The sequence below is a fragment of the Cohnella sp. GCM10027633 genome, from assembly GCF_042675445.1.
GTDB lineage: Bacteria > Bacillota > Bacilli > Paenibacillales > Paenibacillaceae > Cohnella.
Genome location: NZ_JBHTGV010000003.1, coordinates 504920 through 522131, shown reverse-complemented (window position 1 = coordinate 522131; position 17212 = coordinate 504920). Strand labels below are relative to the sequence as shown.

Below are 17212 nucleotides of genomic sequence, written 5' to 3'. Positions count from 1 at the left end.
CGGTGAGCAATAGGCGGGAAAAGTCGGGTTACTGGGATCAATCGGCGCTCAGGCGGGCTATAGGCGGGAAAAGTCGGGTTACTGGAGAAGAAACGGCGCTCAGGCGGGCAATAGGCGGGAAAAGTCGGGTTACTGGAGAAGAAACGACGCTCAGGCGGGCAATAGGCGGGAAAAGTCGGGTTACAGGAGTAGAAACGTCGCTCAGGCGGGAAAAGTCGGGTTACTGGAGAAGAAACGGCGTTCCGGTGAGCAATAGGCGGGAAAAGTCGGGTTACAGGAGAAGAAACGGCGTTCCGGTGAGCAATAGGCGGGAAAAGTCGGGTTACAGGAGAAGAAACGACGCTCCGGTGAGCAATAGGCGGGAAAAGTCGGGTTAAATAAAAAAACCCATCGCATTCGCGCGATGGGGCGATCATTCAAACCAATCTCCCTAAGTCCGCTCCCGAGGGAACAACGCGCCCTCGACCCGGTCGAGGTCCTCGGCGAACTTCTCGTGGGTCGTATTGAGCACTTGCATGAAGGCGCCGCGAGTCGTACGGCGCAGCACGTCGAGCGCGGCTTCGGTAATGCCGCCGGGAACGCTCACCTTCGCTTGAAGTTCGGCTGGCGTGCACGGATATTCGAGCAGCAGGCGAGCCGTGCCGAGCATCATCTCCGCGGCGAGCGAAGTGGCCGTCTGCCGGTCCATGCCCATCGATACGGCGGCGACGATAAACTCGTCGAGCAAGTACGCGAGGAACGCGGGACCGCAGCTGGACAAGTCCGACGCGGCGCGCACCTCCTCCTCTTCGATCTCGATCGGCTGGCTGATCGAAGAGAACAATTGATACAGCTCGGCTCGATCATCCGAGCTTAAGCGAGAGCCCCACATGAACAGGGAGGCACCGCTGCCGACGCCGTTGACGACGCTCGGAATGATTTTGACGACTTTGCACGGCAGCAGTTCTTCCAGTTGGGCGAGCATGACCGGACTGGTGATCGAGATGACGATCTGATTCGGCGTTAACGAAGGCGCGATATCGTCGATGACTTTGCGGTAGTCCATCGGTTTCACGCATAGCACAATATAGTCGGAGCCTATAGCGGCTTGGCGATTGGAGCTTGCGATCTGCAAGCCGGGATAGCGATCCGATAGAGCCGAGAGTTTGGAGAACGTCCGGGAACTCGCGATGATCTGGTCTGGCTGCAAAGCGCCGTTGCGTATGAAGGCGCCCATTAGCAGACTGCCCATGCTTCCCGCGCCGATAAATCCGATTCTCATTTCCGCAGACCTCCTCCGGCACCGTTTTCTTCATCCCATTGTATGAAGCACGGGTTGGCCGACATGACGTTTTTCGATAAACGATTCCATAAAAAAGAAAGAAGGGATTACGGTGAAGCCAGTACGAACGCGCATCGCGATCGGATTAGCGACTCTCGGGACGTTGATGGCGGCGATCGCTTGGCATGCCTCCCGTTCCGCGGACGGACCGAGCGGATGGATCCCGGTGAACGGGCAGATCGAGACGGCATTGGCCGCCATGGAAGCGACGACGACTCCGCAACCGATAACCGTATCCGAGCAAGATGGAGCGGACCGAACGGCAACCTCGCCGTCGGCCGAGAGAACGACGCAGCCTACGCAACAAGCAACTCCATCTCCAAGCGAACAATCGACAATGCCTCCAACGCAACAAGCAACTCCATCTCCAAGCGAACAATCGACAATGCCGCCAACGCAACAAGCCACGCCAACTCCGAGCGAACAATCGACGTTGTCGCCGACGCCGTCCGCCCAAGTCGCCGATTCGCGCCTCGACCTGAACGAAGCGACGACGGCGCAGCTAGAACGGTTGCCGGGAATCGGCCCGTCCAAGGCAAAAGCGATCGTGTCCTACCGCGAACAACACGGAGGGTATCGGTCCGTCGATGAATTGCTTGAAGTGAAGGGCATCGGACCGAAGATTCTGGACAAGCTGTCCCCGGACATTTATGTTCGATAATCCGAGCGAACAACTTGGCTTTCCTCCAATGCGAAAATATGAGAGAATACGAGAGATAGCCATTATTTCATGTATCTTGGGAGGTTTGTTCCATGGCGAAGGAAGAATCGTATTCATTGGAAACGCTAGCCGTGCACGGAGGGCAGCATCTCGATCCGACGACGTTGTCGAGGGCGGTCCCGATCTACCAAACGACGTCTTACGGATTCCGCGATACCGATCATGCTGCCAATTTATTCGCGCTGAAAGAATTCGGCAACATCTATACGCGGATTATGAACCCGACTTCCGACGTTTTCGAGCAGCGGGTCGCCGCTCTCGAAGGAGGCGCAGCCGCGCTTGCGGTCGCGTCCGGACAAGCCGCCATCACGTATTCCATCTTCAACATCGCCGGAGCCGGCGACGAGATCGTCTCGTCCGCAAGCTTGTACGGCGGCACGTATAACCTGTTCGCGATCACGCTGCCGAAGCTCGGCATTACGGTGAAGTTCGTCGATCCATCGAATCCGGACAATTTCCGCGCTGCCATCACGCCGAAGACGAAGGCCGTCTTCGCGGAGACGATCGGCAATCCGCGCGGAGACATTCTCGATATCGCGGCGGTCGCTTCGATCGCGCACGAAAACGGCATTCCGCTCATTATCGACAACACGTTCGCATCCCCGTATCTGTGCCGTCCGATCGAGCATGGCGCGGACATCGTGCTGCATTCCGCGACCAAGTTCATCGGCGGCCACGGCACGTCCATCGGCGGCATCGTCGTCGACGGCGGGAAATTCGACTGGGCGGCCAGCGGTAAGTTCCCTGGATTGACTCAGCCTGATCCAAGCTACCACGGAGTCGTCTATACCGAGGCGGTCGGACCGGTCGCGTACATTATCAAAATGCGCGTACAACTCCTACGCGATATGGGAGCCGCGTTGGCACCTTTCAATTCGTTCATGTTCCTGCAAGGACTCGAGACGCTGCACCTGCGGATGGAGCGCCATAGCAGCAACGCGCTCGCGGTCGCGCAATTCCTCGAGAAGCACGAGGCGGTCGAATGGGTGAACTACGCGGGATTGCCGAGCCACCCGTCTTACGAGCTCGGGCAGCGTTACTTGCCGAACGGCCAAGGCGCGATCATGACGTTCGGGATCAAGGGCGGAACCGAAGCGGGCAAAAAAGTGATCAACTCCGTTAAGCTGTTCTCTCACTTGGCGAACGTGGGCGATTCGAAGTCGCTTATCATTCACCCGGCCAGCACGACGCACGCGCAGCTCTCCGAATCGGAGCAAACGGCTGCCGGCGTGCAGCCCGGCATGATTCGACTGTCCGTCGGCACGGAAGGCATTAAAGATATTCTTAACGATCTGGGTCAGGCGTTGGCGGCGAGCCAACAGTAATCGTACAGCAACGGAGGATTACCGAATGAACTCCCTGCGCAAAGACTGGGATACGTATTTCATGGACATCGCCTTCATGGCGTCTACGAGGTCGCGTTGTCCGAGGCGGCATGTCGGAACCGTGCTCGTCCAAGGCAAGAAGCTGCTCGGGACGGCTTACAACGGCGCGCCGATGGGCGTGCACGATTGCTCCGAAGCGGGCTGCATGATCGTCGAGGAGTACGCGCCGTCCGATAGCGGCATGGTTAAGAAGGAGCGCTGCATCCGTACGATCCATGCCGAACAGAACCTGCTCTTGTTCACCGATCGAGTCGACCGCGAAGGCTCCGTCGTGTACGTGACGGACCAGCCTTGCTGGACGTGCGCGAACATGCTCGCGAACAGCGGCATCGTAGAAGTCGTCTACCACCGTCCGTACTCGAAAGACCATGACAAAGTAACCGAGCTTATGCGTCAGCGGGGCATCTCGTTCCGTCGCATCGATAACTACGCGCCGCCTTCGGATACGGAAGTTCAGGACGGCTCCTAATATTTCGCGAATCGAGGAAGAACCTCTTCGGCCGAATCATCGGCGAAGAGGTTCTTTTAGTATTCCTTCATGAAGGGTGAGCGCGATGAACCGTAGACCGCTCGTATCCGTCGCGATCTGCTTCGCGACCGGAACCGCGATTCCGTCCCTATGGCCCGGCGAGAGCGGCTGGTATGTCCTAGGCAGCTTGACGCTCTTCTTGCTTGCGATCGGCATGTTCGGTTATGCCAAATGTCTGGTTACGATGCTCAGCGTGGCGGCGCTGCTGTTCTCGTTCGGCGAACGCCTGTGGGTCGAACAAAGAGGCGAGACGACGATCGCGCTGCCGAACGGACAAGCCCAAGACGAGGCCGACGCGGAGTTGACCGGCACGCTTACGTCGGCGATCGAGGTAGACGGAGATCTCGCGACGGCAACGCTGCGTACGGCATCGATCGTATGGCCTTCCGGCGGTGCCTCCCGCGAAGCCGAAGAATCCGTCATCGTTCGCGTGAAGCTCGCCAAGCAGGAAGATCAGCACGTCGCTTCCGGTTGGGAGAGAGGAGACCGGCTCCGTGTATCCGGCGTCCTTGCGGCTCCCGGCGATGCGGGCAACTTCGGAGCGTTCGACTATCGCGATTACCTGAGCCGACATGGCATTCACTGGGTTCTGAACGCCAAGGGAATAGACGCCGTCCAACGGCTGGAAGGGACGATCCCCTGGCAGTTTGTTCCGCTGCGGCTGCTCGATCGATTCCGCGCGAACATCGGCGCGCTGATGGACAGGCTGTACCCTAGCGGAGATGCGGGATATATGAAAGGGCTCGTCGCGGGCATCACGTCGGACTTCGATCCCGGGCAATACGATGCGTTCGCCAGACTGGGATTAACGCACATTCTCGCGATATCCGGGTTGCATGTCGGCGTCATCGTCTTTTTGCTGCTGCAGCTCTGCGCATGGGCGAGGCTGACCCGCGAGCGCGCGATCGACGTCACGATCGCCATGATGCCCGTCTACATGCTGGCGACCGGCGCTTCCCCGTCCGCCGTCCGCGCCTGCTTGATGGCCATGCTCGCGCTATGGCTAGCCAGAAGCCATCGGCTCAAGGACGGCTTGCACTTGCTCGCGGCCGCGGCGATCGCCATGCTGCTCTGGGAGCCGCGATTGATCGAGAACGTCAGCTTCCAGCTATCCTTCATCGTGACGGCCGGCTTGCTCTTGTTCGTGCCGATCGCGACGGCATCATTGACGCTGCCGTGGGCATGGCTGCGCGGGTCGCTCGCGGTCGCGCTCGTCGCGCAGGCAGTCTCGTTCCCGGTAACCGTGTATTATTTTCACTCCGTGCACCTGCTGTCGCTGCTCGCCAACTTCGTGCTCGTGCCGTTCGTCAGCTTCGTCGTCATGCCTCTCGGCATGGTATCGATCGCCCTCGGCGCTTGCTGGGAGCCGCTAGGGATACCACCGGCCAAGCTCGCGACGATCGGCAACGAGATCACGTTCCGGATCGTGGATACGTTGGCGTCGTACGAACGCTTGCGTACCCTATGGCCGCAGCCTAGCTTGATATGGGTCCTGGCCGGGTTTGCCTTGTTGGGCTTATTCAGCTTCGTATTGCATCGCCGTCTCCTCCTAATTAGAGAGCGACAATGGTGGGAGGAACATCGGAGAGAGGCGCAGCGGCAGGCCGGGCATCTCGCCGAGCCATTCATCTTCGATGAACCCCGACTCCGCGGCAAGAGATCGGCGACCGCCGCGGTTAACGCGGCGTTGGCGGCGCTTAGCTTGCTATGGCTCTTGTGGGGCGTTCGTCCGGCATGGACGAACGACGCGGGGCAGGTCATGTTTGTAGACGTCGGCCAAGGAGACAGCATTCTCATTCGTACGGGCGAAGGCAATCACGTGCTCGTCGACGCGGGCGGAACGGTCAGCTTCCGCAAGCCGGGAGACGAATGGCGGGCGCGCAGGGATCCATACGAGGTCGGCCGGAAGCTGCTCGTCCCGTTGCTGCTTCAACGAGGCGTGCGGGAGCTCGACGCGCTCGTGCTGACGCACCTGGACGCGGACCATATCGGAGGGGCGAAGGCGGTGATCGAGAACATCCCGGTGCGCGCGATCTTGTTCAACGGGACGCTCAAGGATGCGCCGGGGACGAAGGCGTTATTCGAGTTGGCGATGAGAAAACGAATTCCGTGTTATGCCTTAAGCGAACCGATGACATGGGCGGTCGACGAATCCATGATGCTGGAGGTGCTCTATCCTTCATCGGTCGATCATCCCGGCGTTCCCGTACTAGATGACCAGAACGAACGTAGCGTCGTCCTGCTCGCCAAGCTGTACGGTCGCACGTTCCTTCTCCCCGGAGATTTGGAGGCGGAAGGGGAGCGTGCCGTAGCGGCCGCCGCCTTGTCAGCCACAGCCGCTCGGACGCCGGTCGACGTCCTCAAAGCCGCGCACCACGGGAGCAAAACCTCGACGACGCAAGAGTGGCTATACGCTTGGCAACCGTCGGAAACCGTCATATCGGTCGGACGGAATAACCTTTACGGACACCCGCATCCGACGGTCATTCAACGGCTTGAAGCGTCGGGTACCCGCATCTTGCGTACCGATCTCGACGGAGAGGTGCAGTATCGCGTCCACCCGGACGGTACGATGGAGCGTCGGAAGAAGCGATAGTAAACTACGTTAACGCAACCGAATCCATTATCGAACGAACGAAGCGTCCCTACGCAATCGGCATAGAGACGCTCGTAAGACACGTTTAGTAGTATATCGGCTCCGGCGAGAACTTCACGTTCGCGACCATCGCGAGCAGGATCGGCCTTACCTTATCTTTGTCCGCCGGCTTATACGAGATCTCGATATAGACGCGGTGATCCTCGTCCTTCTCGACGACGAAGTAGTCCGTGCGCATTACCGCGCCGTCGACGTCCATCGAAGCGGTTCCCGCGTAATTAGACAGTCGGGACATGTCGTTCTCGTAGACGTAAGCGACGTCCGGCGGTCCGTCACGGAAGATGACGGACCCCTTGCCCCGCAAGACTTCGTACCGATATCGGCCGTTCGGTTCTTGAATCGCAACGGCGCTATCCGGCAAGTAGAGACCGAAAGACTGCAGGGGATCTTGGAACCATTGCGCGTAGAGGCTGTATCCTCCGATCGCCAATTGAACGGATCGGTTGCCATCGAACAGCGCGGGCTCGCTCGGCATCGGCGAAACGTCGACCGGCGGCGCGTCGATCCGTTCCAGCCGATCTCCGTCGGCGGAATACTCGTAGCTACGAATATCTTCGGCTGTTACGAGGTTGAATGTGCCGTTGCCAGCGTCGAACGAGACCGAATCGGGATATTGCGCGCCGAGAGACCGTCCGATGTCGGCATAGCGGAGTTCGCCGCCGATCTTCTTGTAGACGAACGCGTTGCCGCTCTTGCCTGCGATCGATGCAATCAACTCCATACGGCCGTCGCCGTCCAGATCTCGCTCGATCGTCGGAACGTCCAGATGCAGATCGACCACGGGAACGCCCGAGTCGAAGGAGATCCAATCGGTATAGACGCACGGACTGCCGTTGCACGGTTCCGCGTACATCTTCGCGCGCTTCTCTCCGAACAGCGAGCTGGCCGATAGCTCGAAGGCGTCCGGGTATGCGTAGCCGTATTCGTAGAACGAATCCGAGGGCGTCTTCATCAACCCGTCTTCGAACGAGAGGCCGATGCGGTAAACTTCCGAATCGCCTTCAAGCCGGTAACTGTATAGGGTCCCTACCCCCGGGAAATTGCGTTCGCTTACGATTTCGACGCTCGATTTGGAGAGGCGTTGCATCGGCGCGGTTTCGAAGCTGGAAGACGAATCGCCGGGAAGCTTATCGCCGGTCATGAACGTAAGCGCGAAGGATTCCTTCGGAACGTTCGCGTTCTCCGCGTATTCGTCGACCGGCCGATTCAGCGTCCAGACGACCGCGGTCGCCAAGACGAGCATCGCCGCGCCGGCCGATAACCATCTTTGCCAATGCCGGATTCGCGCGCCGCCTTCGGCGATCCGTCGATTCACCTCTCGCTTCATCTCTTCGGTGAACACGGGGCTCCGGTTCGCCGATCCCCGCGCCATCCGATACCAATCCGGCTTCGATTCGTTCATTCTTCCCACCCCTTCAACTCTTGTTCGACTTTACGGCGCGCGCGGTGCAATCTGGATTTGACCGTCCCTTGGGGAATGCGCAGCAGTTCGGCGATCTCGTGAACGGACAGCTCGTGCTGCAGATCGAGAACGAGCGCTTCCCGGAGCTTGTCCGGCAACGCCATGATGACGCGCCATATGTCGTCCGCGGATTGCTTCCCGATATAAGCGGCCTCGGCCGATATCGCCGATTGGCGCGATTTGATGTTGGCGAACGACAACACTCGGCGGATATAGCCGGACGACAAGTGGTTAAGCGCAAGATTGCGCGCGATGGCGAATAACCATGTCTTGACGCTGGATTGCCCTCTGAAAGAATCGATCTTATAGTGGGCTTTGATGAACGTCTCTTGCGCGACGTCCTTGGCCAGCTCCCGGTCCTTCGTGATCGCGTACGCGTATTTGACCACGTCGTCGCCGTACTCGTCCATTAGCCTGCCGAGCTCCGTCGATTCGACGGCGCCGACGTGCTTTAGATATTCCAAACCCATTCGTCCACCTCCAACCTTTTAGACAGCAACGGGCGCTTTTCGGTTCCGTAAACTTCCATTCTAATAAACCCATCATAAAACATTAGGCGTTTTCGCTCATTTTTGCTAGACTGAATGATGAAATACGATAGGTAGAGTCATTATCTAAAATTATCATAAAGAAAGTTGCAACCTTTCTCGAGACGACCGCGTCTGAGAGGGTGCATGGGAGGTGGATCTTCTGTGATCGAGCCGGCTCTCATCAAATCCGCGCAAGCGGGCGATCGGGAAGCTCTCGTGGAGCTGCTTCGCGAAGTCGAGAATCAAGTGTATCGCACGGCTTATTACCTGTTGAACCATGAACAAGACGCGATGGATGCCGCGCAGGAAGCGCTCATTCGGATCTACACGAAAATCAATTCGTACGAGGAAAAAGCGCAGTTCCGGACATGGGTGCAACGCATCGTTACGAATATTTGCATCGACAAATTTCGGCGCAAACGTCCCTCCGTCTCGATCGACGAGCACGAATTGGTCTTTCAGTCGGGGGACAACGTAGAAACCGAGGTTCTTTCGGCGTACGCAGCGGAGGAGATACGGGAAGCGATCGGCAAGCTGCCAGAGCATCATCGCACGGTCGTCGTATTGCGCTACTTGCAGGATTTCTCGTACAACGAGATCGCGGAATCGCTCAACTTGCCGCTTAACACGGTGAAATCATACTTATTCCGCGCAAGACAACAATTACAAGCTTTGCTCCATGATTATCAGAAAGGTGGTGTCCGGGGATGAATTGCCAAGAGGTGATGGAACTCATGCAGCGTCATATCGACGGAGATTTGAATCAACAAGAAACTTCGCTCATGACGGATCATGTTGGCCGTTGCCCGGAATGCGCCGCCATGCTGGACCGCTTACGGCGATTATCGAACGAACTGGCGCAGCTGCCCCGGGTAATGCCCAGGTTCAGTCTGGTCGACGCGATCATGCCCGAGCTGAATAAGCTCGACGAAGAGCGGAAGCGGGAAGCCGAAGCGGACGACGATGCGGTCGGCGTTCCAACGGTAAGCAAGCGCTCCGAGAGACCGGGCAGACGTTCGTTCAGAGGGTTGTCCGGCGTCGTCGCGATGGGCGTCATCGCGTTGGCGCTCGTGTTCTCCTCGCAGCTGAATCTCGGCGGCGGGCACTCCGACAACGATGCGGCGATGCCTAACGAATCGGTCAGCGAAGCGCCGCGCGAGATGGCATCCGGCGCGGAATTGGCAGGCGAGGGCGGCGAGGCGATCGCGAACGAAACGTCGATCTCCGACGATGCGCAGGCGAAAAAGGATAGCACCGCGCCGAGCAACGAAGGAGAAGGCGGCGGCGTCGATCCGCAATATTTGTCAAGCGAGCAGAGCAGCGCGCCGGGCGAAGTTAATGGAGAAGCGACGCAGGTCGATCAATTCGGCGCGAGTTCCAATGAACCTGCTGCCCCGCCTACGGCCAAGACCGTAGCGCCGACGGCAAGCAGCTTCGACGCGCCGGCGGCATCGGAGACGGACGACGGCGTCGAGAGAAGCTTCGGCATCGCCGCGGCTACGCCGGCCGCGATGCTAGTCTCGCCGGACGGCAAGTGGCGCGCCATCGCGGTAACCAGCAGCGGAACCGTTCAAGTGTACGATACGGAAAACAACGTCTTGGTCTTCGAGTCGGAGGCTCGCGAAGGCGCGATCAGCCACCTGGCTTGGGAGCCGGACGGCAAGCGGTTGACCTACGTATGGACGGACGCGCAAGGCAAGGAGACGCCGCTCGCTTACGAGGCGGACGGCAAGCAGGAAATTTCGCGTTAACGTGCGTCACCGATCGCGCGCATCGCGCGTATCCTATACGGAGAGAGTTGACGTTCGTCTATCGGACGGCGTCGCGGTCGTTCGCGCACGGCACCATGGGCCGGCCGGCGGACGTTGATATAGATGTCCGAGGACAGAGGGATCACGCCAGACAGTAGGCGTGATCTCTTTGTTGTGTTACAGTAAGGCGAATGGAGGTGCTGGCAACATGGACGTCAAGCAAGCGTTCCGCGAGATGAAGCAGGGCAAAGTGTCCCCCGTATACGTGTGCTACGGCACGGAATCCTATCTCATGAACGAGTTCACCGAGCGGTTGATCGACAAGCTCGTCGAAGCGGAGCATCGCGAGATGGCGCTCATTCGCTTCGATACGGGAGAAGCGACGATCGATACGATTATCGAGGAAGCGGAGATGCTGCCGTTTCTCGTTCCCCATAAGATCGTCCTCGTTCGCGACAGCGTGCTGTTCGCGGCGGGCAAAGAGTCGAGCAAGGTCGAGCATCGGCCGGAGCGATTGCTCGCCTATTTGGAGCAGCCTTCGGAGACGACCGTGCTCGTGTTCCTCGTCCCGCACGAGAAGCTGGACGAACGCAAGAAGTTGGTGAAGGCGGCGAAGGCGAAGGAGCTCGTCGTTCCGTTCACGCCGCTATCGGCCGAGGAGCTGACGCAATGGCTGCATAAGCGCGCGGCCGGCCGCGGAAGAACGTTGGACGGCCGAGCGGCGGAAGAGCTGTTGCGAAGGGTCGGCACGGACATGCATTCGCTCGCCGCGGAGACGGACAAGCTGATCTTGCACGCCGGCGCGGAAGGGACCATTACGGTGGAAGGCGTGAACGAGCTCGTCATGGTGGCGACCGAACAGAACGTGTTCAAGCTGACGGAAGAGCTTGCCGCGCTCCGTACGGGTCCCGCGATCGCGCTCTATTACGATCTATTGAAGCAGCGCGAGGAGCCGATCAAGCTGATGGCCCTCATGGTGCGCCAGTTCCGTAACATGCTGCACGTGAAGGAGCTCGGAAGTCAAGGGTATTCCCCGCAGCAGATGGCGGGTCAACTCGGATTGCATCCGTACGCCGTCAAGATTACGGCCGATCAAGCCCGCAAGTTCAGCGCGGAGCGGCTCGCGACGCTGCTCTCGGAGCTCGCCGAGCTTGACTTCGCGATGAAGACCGGCCGCGTCGAGAAGACGCTCGGCTTGGAACTGTTCCTGTTGAAGACGGGCTCGGCCGGCGCAGGCTAGTATCGCAGACGAAGAGCCATCCCTTCGCAGGGATGGCTCTTCGTCTTCATATGCATCAGGCACAAGATTACGCTTGTGCGGACAATGCGTTCAATTTTTTGGCCAGACGGGATTTTTTGCGGGCAGCTGCATTTTTGTGAATGAGCCCTTTGGTTGCCGCTTTATCCAATTTCTTCTGAGCCACGACCAGCGCCGCTTTCGCAGCTGCAACGTCCGTTCCGACTACCGCGTTGTCGGCTTGTTTAACAGCCGTACGAAGAGCGGATTTTTGCGAAGCGTTGCGCAGACGGCGAGCTTCGTTCGTTTTGGTACGTTTGATTGCGGATTTGATGTTTGGCATTCTTTTCACCTCCTGAAAAACAGAAGTATTTCTCCACACAACTTGTAACATTCTATCATGGAGGGGGTTAAATAGCAAGGCTGCAATCCCTGTGCATGCCGGCGCGTCCCGAATGCCATCCTAAGACGACCACCCGCATAGGAAAGGGGTTCGACCCAGACAGATGAACAACGACTTGTCGATGTACGACGTTCGAACGGATTTGGCGCTCGAGGCGAAGGAACTGGCGTCGCCCGGAGGCGAGGAAATCCCCGGCGTATGGTCGGAGACGGACACGCAGGACGAAGTGACGATCAGCAGAATGCACATTCAGACCGACGAAGGCTCCAGGCGCATCGGTAAAATGCTCGGACATTACGTCACCCTCGACGTGCCCGGCATGCGCCAAGGAGACACCGAGCTGCAGGACCGGGTCGCGACGATATTCGCCAAGGAGTTCGAAGCGTTCTTGCAGCGCATCGGAACGAACAAGACGGGCAGCGTGCTCATCGTCGGCCTCGGCAACTGGAACGTGACGCCCGACGCGCTCGGACCGCTCGTCGTCGAGAACGTCATGGTGACGCGTCAGTTTTTCGAGCTGATGCCCGATCAGGTGAGTCCCGGCTATCGTCCGGTCAGCGCCGTCGCGCCTGGCGTTCTAGGAACGACCGGCATCGAATCCAGCGATATCGTGCAGGGTATCGTGGAGAAGTCCAAGCCCGACCTCGTCATCGCTATCGACGCGCTCGCTTCGAAAGCGCTCGAGCGGGTGAACACGACGATTCAGATCGCCGATACGGGCATTCATCCCGGATCCGGGATCGGCAACAAGCGCAAAGGGTTGACGAAGGACATTCTCGGCGTGCCTTGCATCGGCATCGGCGTGCCGACGGTCGTCTACGCGTCAACGATCGTCAATAGCGCGATGGATCTCGTCTTCGGGCATATGAAGCAGCATTCTCCAAACACGGGGCAGATGTTCGGCGCGTTCGGATCGATGGCGGAACAGGAGCGCCTTCAGCTCGTGAAGGAAGTGCTGCAGCCGATCGGCCACGACTTGCTCGTCACGCCGAAGGAAATCGACAAGTTCATGGAGGATATCGCGAACATCATCGCAAGCGGGCTGAATGCCGCGCTTCACGAAGCGGTCGATACGGATAACGTGGCCGCCTATACGCATTGATTTATAACGGCCGCTTCCACTGGCGTGGGGCGGCCGGTTTTTTTGCGCTTTGCGCCGATATCCCCCTTGCTCAGGCAGTTGCGGAATATCGCACATCGCGCCTGCTCCAACGGTGCCGCGCACCGCTGCAGCCTGCAATCTCGCAACGCGTCTGCTCCAACGGTGCCGCGCACCGCTGCAGCCTGCAATCTCGCATCGCGTCTGCTCCAACGGTGCCTCGCACCGCTGCAGCCTGCAATCTCGCATCGCGCCTGCTCCAACGGTGCCTCGCACCGCTGCAGTCTGCAATCTCGCATCGCGCCTGCTCCAACGGTGCCTCTCACCGCTGCAGCCTGCAATCTCGCATCGCGCCTGCTCCAACGGTGCCTCGCACCGCTGCAGCTCCCCTGAGCGAAGGGGATGTTGGCGAAAAGCAAGCTCTCGCGGTACCATGTCCCCCCGCTCCCTCGCTCCCGACTCTATCACTCTATCGATTTTTCCGGTTCTATCGATTTGCCTCCTCTCATAAGCTTCAATACCTAGCAATTCCAAGAGAGAGGGCATCGCGATAGAGGCGCCCGGGAGGTAAACCGATGAAACGAATCGTCGTGGCGATGGATTGGGCGAGTATGCGCGCGAAATGGCGGAGGGTGCTCATTACCGGCAAAGCTTACGTCGTCCTGAGCTTATGTTCGATGGCGCTGTTCATCGCCTTGGGTCTCGGAGGCATGCTGCAGCAGGCGATGTCGGCGTCCCCCGTGCAATCGATGAGAGGGCTCGCGGCTTCGCTGTCCGGACAAGTGTTCCAGACGCTGCTAAGCATGGAGCTTCCGAATATGAAGGTCGAAGAGGAAGGTTCGCCGCTGCAAGCGGATAAGATGGCGTCGTTCCTGCTCCGGTTCGTGACCGGCATCAACCCCGGCGATCCGAAAAGCCTGCTCGCGCAGGAGCTGCCGGGCATGGATCGCGATCATTCCGTACTGCTGCGTCCCGGCGCGGGCGAGCCGGAAGCGCCCGAGGACCACGGTCCGATCGAGGAAGGCGGACAGCCGTCCTCCGGAGACGCGCCGGATCCGACGGTTGCTCCGGACGCCGGAACGGACGAACCGCAAGCGGAACCGGAGCCGTCTAGTACGCCGGACGAGCCTTCGCAAGTCGCCGATCCGAACGAGAATTCGACCGGCGGACGCAAAGTCGTGTTCATCTACCATTCCCATAACCGGGAATCGTATTATCCGGAGCTGAAAGACGGCGTGAAGGATCCGAATTCGGACAAAGTCAACGTAACCCAAGTCGGCAAGCGATTATCGCAGCAGCTTGAGAAGAACGGGGTCGGCAGCACGCATTCGAACAAGGATTATCCGACGTCGGTCAAAGGCTATAATTGGAATTATTCCTACAAATATTCGTTGCAGACGGTGAAGCAGGCGCTCGCGCGCAACGACGATCTCGCGTTCTTCTTCGACATTCATCGCGACTCGCAGCGCCGCTCGAAGACGACGGCGACGATCAAGGGCAAAGACTACGCGCAGGTATACTTCATCATCGGCCACCGCAACCCGAATTGGCGGGAGAACGAAGCGTACGCGAACGAGATCCACGAGAAGCTGGAGAAGGCGTACCCCGGGTTGTCGCGCGGCGTATGGGGCAAGACGGCTGCTAACGGCAACGGCGAATACAACCAATCGGTGTCCCCGGGCAGCGTGCTCATCGAGATCGGCGGCGTGGACAACACGCTGGAGGAGTGCTACCGGACGGCGGACGCGCTGGCGAAGATCATCGCCGAGCAATATTGGGAAGATCAGGACGCCGTGAAGGCGAACGCACGATAAAAGCGGGAGAAACGGAAAGGGGCTCGACGCTATGCGCAAAGATACGTTCAAGCTGCTCATGCTCGCGGGAGTCGTCGCGTTCGCGGTGTTGTACGGCATGGAGCTCTCCTCGAGAGGAATCGAGAACGTGAACGGCAAGTACGAACCGATCGGGCAATCGCAAGAGGATCCGGACAAGGCCGACGAATGGGTGTTGCCGACGCGCCAGCCGGATAGCCGGCAGAAGCCGCAAGCGACGGAGCGTCCTTCCGAGGCGAGCGAGCTGGAGGAGCTGAACGATTACGACGCGGAGCTGTACGGCATCCCCCGGGACGACCGCAAGCCGCTCGTCGATCGCGTATCCGGCGCCACGGCCGACGTGCTGCACGGCTTGTCGAAAGGCGGCATCAAGTTCGTCGTCTCGATCTTCGACAAAGCGACGGGCTCGTAGCTTCTTGTGAAATTCGGCGTTGACAATGTCTAACCGCTTGTGATAATCTCATATCCAACAAAGCATACAAGAATTATCGGAATTAAATTCCGAGGTCCACCATTCGCATGGAGACTTTCCTCGCCCCGTTCGGGCGCCCGGAAAGTCTCTTTGCGTTCAAGGGCCTGTCTACCGTTCCAGCGGAGGCGTTCTCGAGAGACGAGAATGCCTCCGTTCGCGTTTACGGACGCGGAACGACCATCGCATAGGGAGAGGATGAAGCGGATGAGCGTCCCGTTACTGGAGATCGAACGGCTGAACAAGTCGTTCCAGACGCCGAAGACGACGGTTAGCGCGTTAAGCGGCATCGATCTGAACGTCAAGGAAGGAGAGTTCGTCACCGTCATCGGTCCGAGCGGCTGCGGCAAGAGCACGCTGCTCAAGATCGTCGCCGGGCTCGATCAAGCCTACGAAGGCAGCGTCAAGCTGGGCAACGAGAAGGTGACCGGGCCGGGCATCGACAAAGGGTTTATTTTTCAAGAGCCGCGCTTGTTCCCCTGGTTGACGGTGGAGAAGAACATCGCCGCGGATCTATCGCTCCGGAATCCGGATATTCGCAAAAGGGTCGATTCGCTGATCGAGCTCGTGCGGCTGCAAGGGTTCGAGAAGGCGTATCCGCGCGAGCTGTCGGGCGGCATGGCGCAACGCGTCGCCATCGCGCGGGCGCTGCTCCGCAATCCGAAGGTGCTGCTGCTCGACGAGCCGTTCGGCGCGCTCGACGCGTTCACCCGGGCGCACATGCAGGAGGTGCTGCTCGACATCTGGGAGAAGAATCGGACGACGATGATATTCGTCACGCACGATATCGACGAAGCGGTGTTCCTGGCCAACCGGATCGTCATTCTGAAGCCGCGGCCGGGCAGCATCCGCAGCATCGTTCCGGTGACGCTGCCTTATCCGCGGAAGAAAGCGACGACCGCGTTCCAGGCGCTCCGGCTTAAGGTGCTCGGCGAATTCGAGAGGATCGAGGACACCGACTGGGTGGACCGCGCCGGTCTATAACGAGAGGAGGAATGCATGATGAGCCGACAAGCGAATTCGGCTGCCGGCGGCGCCCCCAAGTCGACGAGCAGATGGACGATCGCGGCGCTCGGCGCGCTGCTGCCCGTCCTGCTGCTCGCGGTATGGCAAGCGCTCGGCGATCTCGGCTACATCTCGACGATGCTGTATCCGACGCCGTCCACGATCGCGCAAGCGTTCTACGACCTTAGCGCATCCGGCGAGCTGTGGACGCACATGCAGATCAGCTTGACGAGGGCGGCGCTCGGCTTCGGCCTCGGCGGAGGGCTCGGCTTACTTCTCGGCATCGCCGTAGGGTTGTTCCGCGCCACGGAGAAGTCGCTCGATCCGACCGTCCAGATGCTGCGCATGGTGCCGTCGCTCGCGCTCGCCCCGCTGTTCGTGCTCTGGTTCGGCATCGGGGAAGAGTCGAAGGTGCTGCTGATCGCCAAGGGAGCTTTTTTTCCGCTATACATCAATACGTACTTAGGCATTCGCTCGGTGGACCGCAAGCTGTTCGACGTGACGAGGGTGCTCGCGTTCAGCCGGTTCAAGCAGATCATCCGGCTCGTGCTGCCGGCGTCGCTGCCCCATATCCTGCTCGGCGTGCGGCTATCGCTCGGCGTCGCTTGGCTCGGGCTCGTCGTGGCGGAGCTGATGGCCTCCACCTCGGGCATCGGCTATCTGATGTCGGACGCCAGGCAGTTCACGAAGACGCCGGTCGTGTTCGTCGGCATCATTGTGTTCGCGGTCGTCGGCAAGCTGACCGATTCGCTCGTCCGATGGCTGGAGAGAAGATGGCTCCGTTGGCAAGAGACGTACAAAGGGTAACGAAG

Annotated in this window: 17 protein-coding genes; 13 read left to right on the top strand and 4 right to left on the bottom strand. The window is 59.4% G+C overall.

Annotated elements, in window-relative coordinates; all coding sequences use genetic code 11:
- On the top strand, positions 1 to 377 hold a 377-nt coding region (locus ACFQZG_RS11605), incomplete at its 5' end, for a hypothetical protein (protein ID WP_378152538.1).
- A 53-nt stretch (positions 378 to 430) separates the two neighbouring features.
- Here the strand turns inward: ACFQZG_RS11605 and comER are convergent.
- Entirely contained in the window at positions 431 to 1261 is an 831-nt protein-coding gene (gene comER, locus ACFQZG_RS11600) for a late competence protein ComER (RefSeq protein WP_378152536.1), read from the bottom strand.
- A 112-nt stretch (positions 1262 to 1373) separates the two neighbouring features.
- Between comER and ACFQZG_RS11595 the strand changes: the two genes are divergently transcribed.
- The 4 genes from ACFQZG_RS11595 to ACFQZG_RS11580 all read left to right on the top strand — a co-directional run bounded on the left by ACFQZG_RS11595 (position 1374) and on the right by ACFQZG_RS11580 (position 6552).
- A complete protein-coding gene (locus tag ACFQZG_RS11595) occupies positions 1374 to 1982 on the top strand; it encodes a ComEA family DNA-binding protein (protein WP_378152534.1) in 609 nt (202 codons plus the stop codon).
- A 92-nt stretch (positions 1983 to 2074) separates the two neighbouring features.
- Positions 2075 to 3367 (top strand): homocysteine synthase, encoded by a 1293-nt coding sequence (locus ACFQZG_RS11590; protein WP_378152532.1) that lies wholly within the window; start codon positions 2075 to 2077, stop codon positions 3365 to 3367.
- A 25-nt stretch (positions 3368 to 3392) separates the two neighbouring features.
- Entirely contained in the window at positions 3393 to 3896 is a 504-nt protein-coding gene (locus ACFQZG_RS11585) for a deoxycytidylate deaminase (RefSeq protein ID WP_378152530.1), read from the top strand.
- Between the two features lie 85 nt (positions 3897 to 3981).
- Entirely contained in the window at positions 3982 to 6552 is a 2571-nt protein-coding gene (locus ACFQZG_RS11580) for a DNA internalization-related competence protein ComEC/Rec2 (RefSeq protein ID WP_378152528.1), read from the top strand.
- 85 nt (positions 6553 to 6637) lie between these two features.
- Here ACFQZG_RS11580 and ACFQZG_RS11575 read toward each other — a convergent pair whose 3' ends face one another.
- Together ACFQZG_RS11575 and ACFQZG_RS11570 are read right to left on the bottom strand one after the other, a co-directional pair.
- Positions 6638 to 8014, bottom strand: coding sequence for a hypothetical protein (locus tag ACFQZG_RS11575; protein ID WP_378152526.1), 1377 nt, complete (start codon positions 8012 to 8014; stop codon positions 6638 to 6640).
- Positions 8011 to 8544 (bottom strand): RNA polymerase sigma factor, encoded by a 534-nt coding sequence (locus tag ACFQZG_RS11570; RefSeq protein ID WP_378152524.1) that lies wholly within the window; start codon positions 8542 to 8544, stop codon positions 8011 to 8013. Before ACFQZG_RS11570 ends, ACFQZG_RS11575 begins: the two co-directional genes overlap by 4 nt.
- A gap of 222 nt (positions 8545 to 8766) precedes the next feature.
- On the opposite strand from ACFQZG_RS11570, the gene ACFQZG_RS11565 reads away from it, so the two are divergent.
- The 3 genes from ACFQZG_RS11565 to holA all read left to right on the top strand — a co-directional run bounded on the left by ACFQZG_RS11565 (position 8767) and on the right by holA (position 11595).
- Entirely contained in the window at positions 8767 to 9315 is a 549-nt protein-coding gene (locus tag ACFQZG_RS11565) for an RNA polymerase sigma factor (RefSeq protein ID WP_378152522.1), read from the top strand.
- Entirely contained in the window at positions 9312 to 10355 is a 1044-nt protein-coding gene (locus tag ACFQZG_RS11560; RefSeq protein ID WP_378152520.1) for a zf-HC2 domain-containing protein, read from the top strand. The genes ACFQZG_RS11565 and ACFQZG_RS11560 overlap by 4 nt, the downstream gene beginning before the upstream one ends.
- Positions 10356 to 10563: 208 nt before the next feature.
- Positions 10564 to 11595: a DNA polymerase III subunit delta gene (gene holA / locus ACFQZG_RS11555; RefSeq protein ID WP_378152518.1), complete on the top strand. Its 1032-nt coding sequence runs from the start codon at positions 10564 to 10566 to the stop codon at positions 11593 to 11595.
- 67 nt (positions 11596 to 11662) lie between these two features.
- Here holA and rpsT read toward each other — a convergent pair whose 3' ends face one another.
- Positions 11663 to 11935, bottom strand: a complete 273-nt coding sequence (rpsT, locus tag ACFQZG_RS11550; protein WP_378152516.1) for a 30S ribosomal protein S20 — start codon at positions 11933 to 11935, stop codon at positions 11663 to 11665.
- Between the two features lie 163 nt (positions 11936 to 12098).
- On the opposite strand from rpsT, the gene gpr reads away from it, so the two are divergent.
- From gpr to ACFQZG_RS11525, 5 genes are all read left to right on the top strand, one after another.
- On the top strand, positions 12099 to 13097 hold the full coding sequence (gpr, locus tag ACFQZG_RS11545) for a GPR endopeptidase (protein ID WP_378152514.1): 999 nt from the start codon (positions 12099 to 12101) through the stop codon (positions 13095 to 13097).
- A gap of 572 nt (positions 13098 to 13669) precedes the next feature.
- Positions 13670 to 14908, top strand: coding sequence for a stage II sporulation protein P (gene spoIIP / locus ACFQZG_RS11540; protein WP_378152512.1), 1239 nt, complete (start codon positions 13670 to 13672; stop codon positions 14906 to 14908).
- 31 nt (positions 14909 to 14939) lie between these two features.
- Positions 14940 to 15338 carry a hypothetical protein gene (locus ACFQZG_RS11535; RefSeq protein WP_378152510.1) on the top strand — a complete coding sequence of 133 codons (399 nt, stop codon included), beginning with the start codon at positions 14940 to 14942 and terminating at the stop codon, positions 15336 to 15338.
- A 264-nt stretch (positions 15339 to 15602) separates the two neighbouring features.
- Positions 15603 to 16379 carry an ABC transporter ATP-binding protein gene (locus tag ACFQZG_RS11530; protein WP_378152508.1) on the top strand — a complete coding sequence of 259 codons (777 nt, stop codon included), beginning with the start codon at positions 15603 to 15605 and terminating at the stop codon, positions 16377 to 16379.
- 18 nt (positions 16380 to 16397) lie between these two features.
- Positions 16398 to 17207 (top strand): ABC transporter permease, encoded by an 810-nt coding sequence (locus ACFQZG_RS11525; RefSeq protein WP_378152506.1) that lies wholly within the window; start codon positions 16398 to 16400, stop codon positions 17205 to 17207.
- Positions 17208 to 17212 lie beyond the last annotated feature (5 nt).